15 protein-coding genes and 4 pseudogenes are annotated in these 13,996 nt (G+C 41.2%); 5 read left to right on the forward strand and 14 right to left on the reverse strand.

Annotation, left to right across the window (positions count from 1 at the left end; translation table 11 throughout):
* Positions 1 to 9: 9 nt before the first annotated feature.
* The 3 genes from QNH10_RS17535 to QNH10_RS17545 all read right to left on the reverse strand — a co-directional run bounded on the left by QNH10_RS17535 (position 10) and on the right by QNH10_RS17545 (position 1,860).
* Positions 10 to 1,011, reverse strand: coding sequence for a beta-ketoacyl-[acyl-carrier-protein] synthase family protein (locus QNH10_RS17535; RefSeq protein ID WP_283732589.1), 1,002 nt, complete (start codon positions 1,009 to 1,011; stop codon positions 10 to 12).
* Positions 1,005 to 1,460, reverse strand: a complete 456-nt coding sequence (gene spoVAC / locus QNH10_RS17540) for a stage V sporulation protein AC (protein ID WP_283732590.1) — start codon at positions 1,458 to 1,460, stop codon at positions 1,005 to 1,007. The genes QNH10_RS17535 and spoVAC overlap by 7 nt, the downstream gene beginning before the upstream one ends.
* Positions 1,461 to 1,575: 115 nt before the next feature.
* A complete protein-coding gene (locus tag QNH10_RS17545) occupies positions 1,576 to 1,860 on the reverse strand; it encodes a hypothetical protein (RefSeq protein WP_283732591.1) in 285 nt (94 codons plus the stop codon).
* Between the two features lie 118 nt (positions 1,861 to 1,978).
* Here QNH10_RS17545 and QNH10_RS17550 point away from each other — a divergent pair.
* Positions 1,979 to 2,559 (forward strand): annotated as a pseudogene (locus QNH10_RS17550) (CotY/CotZ family spore coat protein).
* Between the two features lie 345 nt (positions 2,560 to 2,904).
* Here the strand turns inward: QNH10_RS17550 and QNH10_RS17555 are convergent.
* Positions 2,905 to 3,243 (reverse strand): hypothetical protein, encoded by a 339-nt coding sequence (locus tag QNH10_RS17555; RefSeq protein ID WP_283732592.1) that lies wholly within the window; start codon positions 3,241 to 3,243, stop codon positions 2,905 to 2,907.
* Between the two features lie 108 nt (positions 3,244 to 3,351).
* Positions 3,352 to 4,728 (reverse strand): annotated as a pseudogene (gene mgtE / locus QNH10_RS17560) (magnesium transporter).
* Between the two features lie 93 nt (positions 4,729 to 4,821).
* On the opposite strand from mgtE, the gene prpE reads away from it, so the two are divergent.
* A complete protein-coding gene (prpE, locus tag QNH10_RS17565) occupies positions 4,822 to 5,559 on the forward strand; it encodes a bis(5'-nucleosyl)-tetraphosphatase PrpE (RefSeq protein WP_283732593.1) in 738 nt (245 codons plus the stop codon).
* Here the strand turns inward: prpE and QNH10_RS20810 are convergent, their stop codons facing one another.
* The 5 genes and pseudogenes from QNH10_RS20810 to yjbM form a co-directional block, all read right to left on the reverse strand.
* Positions 5,560 to 5,808 (reverse strand): RluA family pseudouridine synthase, encoded by a 249-nt coding sequence (locus tag QNH10_RS20810; RefSeq protein ID WP_347178072.1) that lies wholly within the window; start codon positions 5,806 to 5,808, stop codon positions 5,560 to 5,562.
* On the reverse strand, positions 5,709 to 6,074 hold the full coding sequence (locus tag QNH10_RS20815) for a pseudouridine synthase (RefSeq protein WP_347177912.1): 366 nt from the start codon (positions 6,072 to 6,074) through the stop codon (positions 5,709 to 5,711). Before QNH10_RS20815 ends, QNH10_RS20810 begins: the two co-directional genes overlap by 100 nt.
* 20 nt (positions 6,075 to 6,094) lie before the next feature.
* Positions 6,095 to 6,463, reverse strand: coding sequence for a hypothetical protein (locus tag QNH10_RS20820; protein WP_347177913.1), 369 nt, complete (start codon positions 6,461 to 6,463; stop codon positions 6,095 to 6,097).
* Positions 6,463 to 7,262, reverse strand: a pseudogene (locus QNH10_RS17575) (NAD kinase). The gene QNH10_RS20820 and the pseudogene QNH10_RS17575 overlap by 1 nt, the downstream one beginning before the upstream one ends.
* Before the next feature lie 6 nt (positions 7,263 to 7,268).
* Complete coding sequence (gene yjbM / locus QNH10_RS17580) at positions 7,269 to 7,937, reverse strand: GTP diphosphokinase (protein WP_283732594.1); 669 nt, start codon at positions 7,935 to 7,937, stop codon at positions 7,269 to 7,271.
* Between the two features lie 322 nt (positions 7,938 to 8,259).
* Here yjbM and QNH10_RS17585 point away from each other — a divergent pair.
* The 3 genes and pseudogenes from QNH10_RS17585 to QNH10_RS17595 all read left to right on the forward strand — a co-directional run bounded on the left by QNH10_RS17585 (position 8,260) and on the right by QNH10_RS17595 (position 10,237).
* Positions 8,260 to 8,945, forward strand: a pseudogene (locus tag QNH10_RS17585) (lytic transglycosylase domain-containing protein).
* A 93-nt stretch (positions 8,946 to 9,038) separates the two neighbouring features.
* Positions 9,039 to 9,431 (forward strand): globin domain-containing protein, encoded by a 393-nt coding sequence (locus QNH10_RS17590; RefSeq protein WP_283732595.1) that lies wholly within the window; start codon positions 9,039 to 9,041, stop codon positions 9,429 to 9,431.
* Entirely contained in the window at positions 9,428 to 10,237 is an 810-nt protein-coding gene (locus tag QNH10_RS17595) for a DsbA family protein (protein ID WP_283732596.1), read from the forward strand. The genes QNH10_RS17590 and QNH10_RS17595 overlap by 4 nt, the downstream gene beginning before the upstream one ends.
* A 732-nt stretch (positions 10,238 to 10,969) precedes the next feature.
* Here QNH10_RS17595 and pepF read toward each other — a convergent pair.
* The 4 genes from pepF to QNH10_RS17610 form a co-directional block, all read right to left on the reverse strand.
* On the reverse strand, positions 10,970 to 12,790 hold the full coding sequence (pepF, locus tag QNH10_RS17600; protein WP_283732597.1) for an oligoendopeptidase F: 1,821 nt from the start codon (positions 12,788 to 12,790) through the stop codon (positions 10,970 to 10,972).
* A 50-nt stretch (positions 12,791 to 12,840) separates the two neighbouring features.
* A complete protein-coding gene (locus tag QNH10_RS17605) occupies positions 12,841 to 13,227 on the reverse strand; it encodes a hypothetical protein (protein ID WP_283732598.1) in 387 nt (128 codons plus the stop codon).
* Positions 13,228 to 13,505: 278 nt separating this feature from the next.
* Positions 13,506 to 13,688 carry a competence protein CoiA family protein gene (locus tag QNH10_RS21280; RefSeq protein WP_430541127.1) on the reverse strand — a complete coding sequence of 61 codons (183 nt, stop codon included), beginning with the start codon at positions 13,686 to 13,688 and terminating at the stop codon, positions 13,506 to 13,508.
* Positions 13,672 to 13,953, reverse strand: a complete 282-nt coding sequence (locus QNH10_RS17610; protein WP_283732599.1) for a competence protein CoiA family protein — start codon at positions 13,951 to 13,953, stop codon at positions 13,672 to 13,674. The genes QNH10_RS21280 and QNH10_RS17610 overlap by 17 nt, the downstream gene beginning before the upstream one ends.
* Positions 13,954 to 13,996: the final 43 nt, after the last annotated feature.

Consider the following 13,996-nt stretch of genomic DNA (forward strand, 5'->3'; position numbering starts at 1 on the left):
TCAAACCACTCATTTCATCGTTAATTCGACCGCGTGTGCTATACACGGAATCGTATCTCCTTGCTGGTAAGATAACGGCGATAATAATGCACCCGTCGCAATGAGGAGAACCCTTTTATATTCCTTTTCCATAATTTTTTTATATATTTCGGAAAAATAAACTGCCGCAGAACATCCGGAACCGCTTGCACCTGCCATGAATTCCGAGTGATTACCGTAAAATCCCTCACCCGCATCGCTAAAGTTGTTGAAAGCCTTAATTCCTTGATTTTTAGCCAACTCTTTGTAAATCGCAAAGCCGACCTTGCTTAAATCGCCTGTCATGATCATGTCATAGTCGCTTGCAGATGTATTATGACCTGCTAAATGTCGCATTAATGTATCTGCTGCTGCAGGCGCCATGGCTGCTCCCATATTCAATGGATCAGTCATGCCCATATCTACGACTTTACCAAAGGTGCCTCGCTCTATGCATGGTACGCCTTTTTGATAAGGCGTGATGGCCGCTGCACCTGCTGCTGTAACTGTCCATTGGGCAGTATCTCCCTTTTGGGCGCCATATTCGATTGGATATCGAAATTGCCTCTCGATTGCATTATGCTGGCTGGAGGAACCCGCAACAGCAAGTTTCGACATGCCCGACTCTGTAAGCAAGGCCGCCAATAATACAGAAGAAACTGATGTCGCACATGCCGAAAACAAGCCGATGTACGGAATACCAACTGTCGTAGCAGTAAAATTGGATGGCGTCATTTGATTGACAAGATCTCCTGTCAATAAATAATCTGCATCGCTCGGAACTTTATCAACCTTGCTTAATGCAATCATTATGGCATCTTCCATCAATTTTGCATGCCCTTGTTCATTGGTCTCCATTCCGCATCGTTCGTCATCAAACATTTTGTCGAAATTGACATGAAACGGGCTTTTTTTCTCAAGTGGACCCGCCGTTACACCGGTTGCCGCTATGGATGGGGTTGAAGGAAATGTAATTAAACCTTTGTTCACCATGATGCGACACCTAACTTCACAAGGATTGTCTTAATAAGAGCAACGAGAAAAGCGGAAAAAACACCGAATAGAATAACGGAGCCTGCCAATTTAAATATATTTCCACCGACTCCAAGGACGTATCCTTCTGACTTATGTTCAATGGCTGCAGACACAACAGCATTTCCGAATCCAGTAATCGGAACAGATGCACCTGCTCCACCTAACTGACCGATTTTCTTATATAGCCCAAATCCCGTCAAAAGCATGGAGATGAAAATCATAGTTGCAACTGTCGGATTGTTTGCCGTTCTTTCAGTAAAGTTAAAGAAAGTCATATAGAAAAGGGCGATGAATTGGGCGATTAGACAAATAGTGCCACCTACCAAGAATGCTTTGATGACATTTTTAAGTACCGGTGGCTTTGGAGAAATGCTTTGTTCCAGTTTCGCATATTTTTTTTTATCCATTATGTCTCTTCCTCCGTTAGAGAAATCAATTCGTGAATCTTTTTCTTCATCCTTTTTTCATCGTCTTTTAAAATAAGGTTATTTATTTCCGTTAAAACCTTGCTGTCCGCTGATACTAACACCGAGAGATGGGGTAAATTTCCGTCAACTTCTTTTCCAATTCCTTTGCAATCTTTCTCTTATTGAACCTATCAAAGGTTTTAACTCGGATACCGACAATAAGATGATCATCATGAAAGAGTGTTGCTGCGCCCTTAATACGATCGTCTTTCTTAATTAAATCTTCCGCTTCCTTCGCATCCTCCCCTGTATGGTTTTCAACAGTAAACTCATTTGGAATACAACCCGAAAGCAGAAGGATTATACCGAAAATGGGTAGTAATCGACGAATAGTCATCATCCCCTTTTTTAAAAAGTATGGCATTGATCTTGTTTTTTATTCATAGCGTGATGTTTGCCCTGTCCCCAAGTATCGATGCGCATAATGTATAGGGAGTTGAGAAAAGGAGGTGGAATGAATGGGATGTGGAAGAGATGAAGATGTCAGACATGAAAAAGAAAATCATGAAAATCGCCACAACAATTGCATTTGCGAGGTGGTTCGTGCCATAAGGCGCGTACAAAACATCCGTGAAGATATTGACTGTGACGACTGCAGAACTGACTGTTTCCTGACTCCGCTTGGTAGCCTTGTTAGCCCTTCGCGGCAACGTGCCAATACGCGTGTATTCATGCTTTTGGACGAAAAGGTAATCCATTCAAAGCAATGTTCAACAGAAGAAGAAGAAGGTTCGATGAAATTGAGGAAACAGCGCCAGCCTCCGAAAAAGGTGGTCGTAGGGATTGTGCTTCATGTTTCTCGATTTTCTTCAGGGTGCAAAATGTTTTTGATAACTGCTGCGCTACTTTACAAGTACTTGAACCTCGTGATATTAGAGGCAGAAGAGTCGACTTATTCAAAGGCGGCAGGCTGGACCTTGACGCAGTTTGCGAAGTTGAACGCTTCGAAGCAACAGGTACTTGCGTAACTGTTGACTTAACTTGCTTCTGTGGTATCCAATGCGTTAAGGACGTTTTTATTGATTGCGACGAAGACTGAGGGAATAACCTGTGATGCTAACTCTGCCCGATCCAAAAGATCGGGTGGATTTGTTTTTGTCTACTAAAATTTAAGATAGTATTATGGAAAATTTTCATGCATAAACAATTTGATTTCTACATTCTACATATAGGATTGGAGTGAAGGGCGGCGACTCCTGGGGGATAAGCGGGACAGGTGAGACCCCGCAGTGTCGCGTTAGCGACCGAGGGGGCTCACCGCCCGCCCCCCGGAAAGCGTCCGCCCGAAACGGAAATCCCTTTGATTTCTATGTATGGCTTTATTTAAAAAAGGACTGTTTCAGAATGTCAATCACACTGACATTCTGAACAGTCCTGTTTTTATTTATTCCGTCTCAAACGACTGGCCTCTCCACAACACATCATCAATCTTCCCAATCTCTAACTTCGTAACCTCATCATCCGCATCAATCCACAACAAATCATCTTCAACCCTCTGAATAGTGCCCTTCACACTCTTACCATCCACCAAAAACTGCAACGGTTTGTACGCTGCCCTTTGAAACGGCCCACTTAAATATAAAATTTTACCTAAAATAATGGGGTCGACAACTTTAGATTGCTCAACCTGGGATGAAGACGCAATTTCTATTGTTTCCTTAACCGATTCTTCATTCAGTACAAATACCGATGTACTCTCTTCTTCAACAACGATTCTCTTCATATAAACCGGTGGCGGCCCAGACACGAATATCAACGGATCTTTGTAGGAAATGTTGATCCCCCCTTTTCCGTAGTATATGCGCCTATGAACAACGAAGTTCATTTGGGTTTATGAAAGACTACTTATGAACGTAGTCGCCAAACCAAGGTAAATAATAATACTAATCACGTCATTCAATGTAGTGATGAACGGTCCCGATGCTACTGCGGGGTCAACTTTCATCCGATGCATGAACAATGGTATGAATGAACCTGATATAGTAGCGACGAAAATCGAAACTAAAATAGCTGCACCAACCAACAAAGCGATGATAAACTCATGCTTCCAAATGAAAATAAGTCCAACAACAAAGACAGCACAAACCAATCCAGTGATTAAACCAGTTCCCGCCTCTCGCAAAAGAAGCTTGAATTTATTTACATCCTCAATGTCCCGAGTTGCAATACCCGGACCGCAACCGCAAGCGCTTGAGTACCGCTATTCCCCGCCGTTCCGGCAATCAACGGAATGAAAGCTGCAAGTAAAGCAACTTGCGAAATCGTTTCGGTAAATAAATCAATCAAATTAGCGGTCAACATACCAAGGATTAAAAGGATAATTAACCAAGGAATCCTTTTCTTTGCTGCAGAAAGAGAGTTCTTATCAATGGAATCCATATTCGAAACAGCTGCAAGTTTCGAATAGTCGTCCGAAGCTTCTTCATCGATGACGTCAATAATGTCGTCGACTGTAATAATTCCAAGCATGTGATATTGAAAGTCAACAACCGGTACTGCAAGTAAATTATAATCCTGCGTCGTCCTGGCGACGTCTTCCTGGTCATCCGAAAACTAAGACGCTGACAACACGCTCATTCATGATGGATTGGATCAATGTGTCTTCATCTGCGATGATCAAATCACGAAGTGAAACAACCCCCGTTAGACGATTATCTTCATCAACAACGAATATATAATAGATTGTTTCCGCGGAAGGGGCTTCATTTTTTAATATTGTCATCGCAGATCGTACGGTAGAATTCTGAGGAATGGAAACATACTCCGTCGTCATAATTGAACCGGCTGTGTATTCTTCGTAATGTAAGAGAGACTTTATCTCAGTAGCTGCGTCCTTATTCATTAACGTCAAATAACTAGCGATTTGTGATTTATCAAGTTCTTTCAGGACATCTACCGCATTATCGACAAACATGTATGAAATCATGTCCGCTGCATATGTCGTGTCCATCTCCTGAAGGAACTGCTTATATTCACCATCGTCGATTTCACTCGTCTCAAAGATTTCGGCCAACTCTTTTGGAGACAGAAAGAAATACATTGTTTTCCTATGTTCCTCATCGACCTTTTCGTAGAAAATTGCACGATCATAAGGGTGAAGGATTAAATATTCTTCGCGAAAAGCTTTGATATCCTGCCTCTCAAGGGCATCAATCAATTTTTCTTCATCAATGATGATATCGTCATGAACTTCTTCATTAACAGTCATGGTTGCACCTTCCTTTCCATCCCAGCATGCATGTTTGTTTCCATTCAAGGCAAAATAATATATATAACCGATCTATCAAAAGGAGATTTTCTGATGAAACTGGATATTATTGGGGATATTCATGGTTGCTACGACGAGTTGCTTACACTTATAAACAAGCTTGGCTATACATTTGAATCCGATATACCCGTTCATAAGGAAAGGCAGCTTGCATTCGTTGGTGATGCTATGGATCGTGGACCCTCATCTGTAAAGACACTTGAACTGATGTTCAAATTACAGGATAAGGATAGACTTATCTATTCCCCCGGTAACCATTGCAATAAACTTTATCGATTATCGATAGGGAGAAATGTTCAACAAACACATGGTCTCGAAACAACCGTGGCTGAATTGAATGCTTTACCACCTAAAGAAAAACGTCGTTTCTTGAATCGATACAAACGATTTTACGAAGCCCTTCCCTTATACGCAAATTTAGATGACGGGAAAATCATTATCGCACACGCCGGAATCCGTGAACAGATGATTGGAGAACCTTTTTCAAAAAAAATAAAGTCCTTTGTCCTTTACGGTGACACTACAGGTGAAACACTTCCAGATGGGCGGCCCGTGAGAAGGGATTGGGCAAAGAAATACCATGGAGATGCATGGATTGTTTATGGCCATACTCCAGTACTTGAGGCAAGGTTTATGCACCGAACCGTCAATGTGGATACTGGATGTGTGTTTGGAGGAAAGCTGACCGCTATTCGTTATCCTGAAATGGACGTTGTTTCGGTACCATCCTCACAACCGTTCATCCCTGAAAAGTTCACTCAATTTGATTGACTAGCTCTGCGTTAGTTTTTTGAGGTCTATAGGAAGTTCACTGTTGAACACTAATTTCGTTCCCGTTAGAGGATGCCTGAAGCCGATGGTTGCACAATGCAACGCCTGTCTGTTGACAAGTTTACGGGAACCGCCGTACAGATCATCACCTACAAGCGGATGTCCAAGCCATTGCATATGAACCCTGATCTGATGCGTCCGTCCTGTATGAAGCTCAAGGGAAACAGAAGTAAACCTGGATCCATGCAGCTCATAATGTCCAAGTGTTTTCCCATCAGTTCTTGCATATTGACCGTCTTGTCGGACGATCCTCTCGATAATACTGCCGTCCTTCCGCCGATAGGTTGTTCTATGACAAATTCATTCTCAACAATATGTCCCTCCGCAAATGCGATATAATTGCGGTAAAAGCCTGTCTCCTGAATCTGCTCACTTAATAGATGATGGATATGCCGGTTTTTGGCAATGCATATAAGTCCCGACGTATCCGTATCCAATCTGGTTACAATATGCACGGTTGAAGGAACTTTCTCTTTCAGGAACTTACCGGCAATATAATTTGCAATTGTTCCTGCCGGATGATCACGGACGGGATTGTTCCTTGTCCCGCAGGTTTATCGATAATTATAATCGCTTCATCTTCATATAGGATATTAAGCGTTCCTGATTCGGGAATAAGTCCATCGCTTGGCTGTTCTTCTGGAAATTGAACCGTAACCGTATCCCCTGCCCTTACTATATGCCGAACCGTTTGCTCCGTCTCATTTACTAACAACTGACCGCCGTCATACTTCACGGCGGTTAATGTTCGTTTTGAAATTCCTTTTGCATGTAAAAATTCCCTTAATAGAACTTGTTCTTCTACAATAAAATTTAACGTAAACCGGTTAGATTGCGTCTTCATCACTCTTCACTTGCTATGAATGAATCATGGACCCTTGTCCAAAATGGAAAGGACGGAATCTTCCAAATCTCACTTTCTCATCCGCAACCTTATATTCTATCGATTTCACATCTTTATGCAATAACTGCAAATGGTCCACAGTCACCATAAAATCCGGTCCATTTACTGGCGTTAACACACAGGAATGATGTGATGGCAAAATTAGAGGGGAGCCGACCGTTCTGAATACCCGATTATTTATGGACGCCATTTCGGTCAGTTGAATGGCATCCAGGGATGGGTGGATGATCGCCCCGCCAAGAGCTTTATTATATGCAGTGGAGCCGGAAGGTGTCGACATGCATAAACCATCCCCCCGGAATCTTTCAAATAACACACCGTTCAGTTCCACATCCATGACCAATGTTACTTCAGGAGATTTGACTGTCGATTCATTCAACGCCAGGTATTTAGCCTCCTGATCCGAATTACGATAAGAAATCGTCACTTCAAGTAATGGATATTCAATCACATTGTATTCTTTACGTGCAATCGACAGGACCAATTTTTCCATTTCGGACGGTTTCCAGTCGGCATAAAAACCAAGATGCCCTGTATGGATTCCGATGAATGCCGTGTCCTTCAATCGATGAATATATTTATGAAAAGCATGAAGCAACGTTCCATCTCCACCAACCGATAAAACAATATCAGGTGATTCTTCATCAAAAATAAGTCCGAAATCAGTTAAATACTCGACGGCTTCATCTCTTAATCGGTTTGAAAGTGAATCATTCCTTGTTTGAATGGCAAACTTCATCAACATTCACTCCCCTTTCCTCCGTTTTTCGCCGTACCCTCTGTCTGCTGATTCTTTATAGGCAGTAAAGTATTGTTGTGCATCATGGATTTCATCACGGATGAGCGACATCTCCTCATCAAGTCTAAAGGCAGCCTCCGCAGCCCGTTCAAGACGATGCATGATTTCATCTGGCAATTCACTCTGGTATTTGTAATTCAATGAATGTTCAATGGACGCCCAAAAATTCATCGCCAATGTCCTGATTTGAATTTCTGCCAAAATTGTCTTTACACCGTGAATCGTTTGTACTGGATAGCCAATGATCATATGGAATGATCTGTATCCGCTCGGTTTTTTATTGGAAATATAATCTCTTTCCTCAATAACGTGCATATCGGTTCGCTTTCTTAACGTATCGACAACTTTGCCGATATCATCCACGAACTGGCACATGATTCGTAGTCCTGCAATATCAGGTAATTCTTCTGCAAGCTCAGCCGAAGGTTTGAATGGAATTCCTTTTTCAAGGGTTTTATCATAGATGCTGGCTAAAGGTTTCACACGCCCCGTTACAAATTCCACCGGCATATGTACGCCTTCGAGTTCATATTGTGTCCGTAACCCTTTCAGTTTCACTTTCAATTCCGAAACTGCTTGTTTATACGGCTCAAGAAATTGCTTCCATTCCTTCATCAGTAGCCCTCCCGACTGGTAGTTGATGCTTTTATAGCTTATGTTTTTTGTGTTATGTAGTTTTAGGGATCCACATAGAGTAAAACGCCAATTGATATTTTACCCCAAATTGGTAAGTTTGTGATAGCCTAATTGCTGTTACAATTAACACTGGCCCATACGTCAGTAGAATGCTCTTTTACATCTCATTCAATTCTTAGTCATACGATCAGTCTACCATATGAATGGCTTTGATGCAGTTTGTAACATGCGTTTTCGCAACTAACTTGATATACTTAATGAATATGGGCTATTAGTTTCTTCAAGGGAGGGGTGGCACTGAATGGATGCACGAACAGTTCGAACATTAATGGATATCCAAGCTATGCAAACATTGGGCTCCGTACAGTCTTTTTCAAGTGTGCAGGAGACAACCTCGACCTTGTTCAGTGATATGATGACTATTGCTTTAGATGATATAAATAACAAATCTTTTAATCCCAATTCAGTTATGAATCAATCATTTGGAATGCTTGACGGGCTTCGGTCGATGGAAAGTCTACTATATAAAGGGTCGAGTAACGTCTATCTTCCAAAAGGACTGGAATTCGTGTTACAGAAAAATGATTTCAGTTCTACCGATGATTCAAGTGGAAATACTAATTTCAGCGGGTTTATTAAACGAGCCGCGGAAACATATGGACTTCCTGTAAACCTAATTACATCCGTTATTAAACAGGAATCCGATTTCAACAACACTGCTGTAAGCGGCGCCGGGGCGATGGGTTTAATGCAACTTATGCCGGGCACCGCAAAATTTTTGGGTGTACAAGATAGCTTCGACCCAGAGCAAAATATTATGGGCGGTGCAAAATACTTAAGGCAAATGCTTGACCAATTCGGCAATATCGAACTGGCTTTGGCTGCCTATAACGCAGGACCAGGAAATGTGAAAAATACGACGGAATTCCTCCTTTCAAAGAAACTCAAAATTACGTTTCCAAAGTATTAAACTACTATAAAACCTGACAATATTAATTCCTCGGAAGGCAATATATTTGTGAAAGATTTGTTTGGTTGTTAAAATATCCATACCAGTCAGAACAAAGGAGATTGACATACATGATTCGTAGACCTTTGATTCCTTATGAAGAAATCGGTGCTGAAAAATTATCTGAGTTAGTCGACCGTTTTTATGAAAAAGTGGCTGTCCATCCGGATTTATATCCGATTTTCCCTAATGACTTGACGGAAACAGCTCGTAAACAGAAGCAATTTCAAACACAATTTTTAGGCGGACCGAATTTATTCACGGAGGAACATGGACATCCGATGATGAGAGCGCGTCATATGCCTTTTCCTATAACTCCGACTCCAGCGAAAGCATGGCTCGCATGCATGTACGAAGCGATGGATGATGTAGGGCTTGAAGGTACTATCCGTGACGTGTATTATCAACGGCTCGTTATGACTGCCAATCATATGGTCAACAGAAGCGAGGAGGATGAGCTGTGAACCGTGATACCATTATGGAAAACAGTGTCACTTCGTCAGCAACCTTATCAAAACCCATTGAGATTTATGCATTCGTTGATCCTTTATGCAGCAAATGCTGGTCACTTCAGCCCTTGCTCCGTAAATTACAGATTGAATATGAACGTTATTTCACATTAAGAATAGTTCTTCGCTCATCATTGCCAAAGATGAATGTAACAAACTTGAGTAATCGATGTGATGATGTTAAATCTTGCGATAAAACCCATCCGTCCTTTCCAAGCATCGCAATGAAAGCGGCGGAATTTCAAGGAAAACGGGCCGGTTTCCGTTTCCTCTCAAAACTTTTTGAGTACACTTATTTGAAATCGAGAAACGTCTTATCGTTTTCAGTACTTGTTGAGATTGCCGAAAAATTAGGCTTGGACGTCGATGAATTCATCCTCGACTTCTCATCACATAATGTATTGCGATCCTTGCAGGTGGATTTGTATCTTGCGAATGAAATGGAAGTGGATGATGCACCATCCTTTGTGTTTTTCAATGAAAATATTGAAGACGAAGGACTCAAGGTAAATGGACTTCACTCTTATGAAATCTATGAACAGATTTTAGAAGAAATGGTCGGTTATCCAATCGATCCGGATACTCCCCCACTACTTGATGATCTTTTCAAACGTTTTGATTCACTCGCAACAAAAGAAGTTGCTGAGATTTATCACATCTCGGAGAAATTAGCTGAACGCGAATTAAAAAAGCAGCTTCTCCTGCAAAATTTAGAAAGACAGCCGTTCAATAATGTAACGCTTTGGCGAAAACGAAAATAGATAAAAAGCAGGCGTCCCAGTAAAATTGGGACGTCTGCTTTTTCGTATAACCGCTCGTTTATTGTCGTAACCGCTCGTTCATCCTCATATCCGCTCGTTTATTCCAACAACCGCTCGTTTATTCCCATATCCGCTCGTTTATTCTCATATCCGCTCGTTTATTCTCATAACCGCTCGTTTAATCTCATAACCGCTCGTTTATTCTCATATCCGCTCGTTTATTCTCATAACCGCTCGTTTAATCTCATAACCGCTCGTTTAATCTCATAACCGCTCGTTTATTCTCATAACCGCTCGTTTATTCTCATAACCGCTCGTTTATTCTCATAACCGCTCGTTTATTCTCATAACCGCTCGTTTATTCTCAGAACCACTCAATTAAAAAGAAAAGAGCATCCGCTCCTGGGGAGAGGGATGCTCTTTTACAAAGGGAATGGGAGAAATGTTCACGTTCAAACAAAAGGGGTGTATGTTTGGTATGTGATTTATTTCACATCTATAATTTATCATGAAATAGTAGTTAATGCAACATTTCACAAGAAGTTTCACATCTCTGTCACAAATAAAACCATCTACAAATCCCTTACCTAAAGACTTAAAGACTATCATCTATTAATATTTTTGTAAACAAACAGAATGTAAGCGCTTTACTATTTGTTATAGAAGTATATTGATGATTCAAAGCATCAAAAAACTGACTTGGCTTTTAAAAACGCCAAGTCAGTATCTCTTTTATTGCTTGTTAAGCAATTCTTCCAACTCGTTCAATCTCTCTTCGAACACACGGCATGCCTCTTCGATTGGTGCTGTAGAAGTCATATCGACTCCTGCTTTTTTAAGAACTTCAATGGGATAGTCTGATGAACCGGCTTTCAAGAAGTTATTGATGTAACGGTCGACAGCTGGTTGGCCTTCAGTAAGAATCTGATGGCTTAATGCAACAGCTGCACTGAAACCAGTCGCGTATTGGTACACATAATAATTATAGTAGAAGTGTGGAATACGTGCCCATTCAAGAGCGATTTCCGGATCCACCTCAACAGCATCACCAAAGTACTTCTTGTTTAGTGCACCATATTCTTCTGTTAGTTTATCAGCAGTCAATGCAACACCTTGTTGGTCAAGCTGGTAAATTCTATGTTCGAATTCAGCGAACATTGTCTGACGGAATACTGTACCACGGAATCCTTCGAGCCAATGATTTAACAAGTAAATTCGTTTTTGCTCATCATCAATTGTTTTTAGAAGATGGTCGTTTAAGATTGCTTCATTAACTGTCGATGCAACTTCAGCTACGAAAATTGAATAGCCGCTGTAGTTGTATGGTTGCGTTTGACGTGAATAATAGCTGTGAACACTATGGCCGAATTCATGAGCCAATGTAAACAAGTTATTCACGTTATCCTGCCAGTTCATCAAGATATATGGATTCGTACCATATGATCCAGAGGAATAAGCTCCTGAACGCTTCCCTTTGTTTTCACGTACGTCAACCCAACGGTTTTCAAGTCCTTCTTTAACAATGGATTTATATTCTTCACCTAGTGGATGGAAACTTTCAAGCATAGTTCCTGTTGCTTCCTCATAAGGAACTTTCATTTCCACATCTTTTACCATCGGCGCGAACATGTCCCACATATGAAGTTCCTTTAGACCAAGTACCTTTTTGCGTAATGCAACGTAGCGATGATGCAATCCAAGGTTACTATTAATCGTGTTAACAAGGTTGTCATATACTTGTTCCGGAATATGGTTTGCCGATAATGCAGCATTACGAGCAGAATCATACTTACGGATTCGCGCATTGACATTATTCTTTTTAACATTTCCGCTCAATGTAGATGCAAAAGTATTTTTGAACTCGCCATATTTGCTGTACATTGCTTTGAATGCTTCTTCACGTACTTTCGGATCTTGGCTTTCAAGGAAACGGATATAACGTCCGTGTGAAAGTTCCGCTTCTTCACCGTTTTCGTCTTTCACCATTGGGAAAGTCAAATCGGCATTGTTCAGCATGCTGAACGTTTCTGCAGCGTTGCCTGTCACTTCGCCCAATTGTGCAAGGATTGACTCTTGTTCTGCAGCAAGGATGTGAGCACGGCGGGAGTTCATTTTTTCAAATTCATACTTGTACACTTTCAAGCTTTCATTATTCTCAGCAAGACTGTTCAATTCTTCCTCAGAAATCGTTAACAATTCCGGTGTGAAGAATGAAAGTGCTGTAGATACTTTGGAGTATAAAGATTTCGCACGACTATCCATCGCTTGATAGAAGCCATTCGTCGTGTCTTGATCAGCTTTCAAATGGGAGTACGTATATAATTTGCCCATTCTTTGGTAAACAGTATCACGGTAAGATAGAGCTTCGGATAGTGCTTCCGGACCGTTGTTCAATGTACCTTTATAGCTTTCCGCACTAGCTAAAAGCTCATCGATTGCTTTAAACTCCTCTTCCCACGCTTCATCCGTAGGGAAAATATCTTCCAAGCGCCAAGTTTCTTCCACTTTGACTTGGTCACGAGTTAACACTTTGTTTTTAACTTCCGTCGTCATTCAAATTCCTCCCCCAAACTTTCTTCGTAAATCGAATCATTATCATTCTCTCAATTTTGTGCTTCATTTGCAAGAAATCTTTCTGAAATTATATACAAAATTCCCTTTTCACTGAAATCTGTTTTATCCGAAGGGTTTTTTAATCCATTCCTAATAAGGAATTCGATATATTTTTTACAAGCCGACGTTTTTTCAGCAGAAGGATGATCAAAACCCCATACGAATTGTTGCAGATTATATGAAGTAACTTTATTGAAGCTCAAATTTTTTCGCTTCAAAAAATGGAGAAGTCTTAACTGCCATTCAAAATCGGCTTCACGGAATGCATCATTCCCTGAAATCGGCACACCAATCCAGGTTGGCAGGTTAACTGGCAAGATTCGCATTTCATAACAGCATCTTAAAAATGGATCGTTAATGCCTTTTCTATTTAGCATTACCCACCGTTCAAGGTCTTCACGGCGCTTTGAACTATATAGATTTACATATCGAATAAGATCCTCATTTGACGGTACTTTCGGGCGAATAAAAGGGAAAAATTGAAAGGTAATTGGAAGGTTGTGGTGCATGCCAATATATCTCTGGCCTGCAATATGCAACAAACTCGTAAAATAGTGAAATGTTTTCGTTTGGGGGTTAAAAGTAAGGAGGACATCTCCTTCAGGTGGGGTGCTGACGATAAACCATTCCTCGAACTTTGAAAACTGAAAAGTCCCTACGCCCTCGGGATATTCGTAAACTTTTGAGGCGTATGCAATATCCAAATTGGGGTCATACCGACCTTTTGATACCCCTGGGTCCGCTTTTCCAACAGGGGGATCGGAATTGTACTGCACTGAAACTCGATTGGAACTTTTACGTCATTGGAAGCAATAAGCAGGTCAGGTCGCTGTGAAATTTTTTAACAACGGTTCCAATATCGCATCTTCCGAATGCGTTGAAAGCAACTGATGTAATAATAATTTACCAGTTAAATGTTGTGGCGATTCCCCCTCTGAAAAGGATGCACGGCAGGCGGTCGCCTTTCGATGAGCAAAATGGGGAATAACAATATCACCGACTTTTAAATGGACCGGACTTCTACATTGGGGACAGAAAAAACTACGAGTCTCTTTCCAACTTCTGAGCTCGTCCCTTTTTAGATCTGCTGTTAAAACGACCATCCGTCCATCCTCCGAACAGGCTGTTAAAATTCTCCTCACTCCT

It is taken from the genome of Sporosarcina thermotolerans (genome assembly GCF_030067815.1).
Lineage (GTDB): Bacteria > Bacillota > Bacilli > Bacillales_A > Planococcaceae > Sporosarcina > Sporosarcina thermotolerans.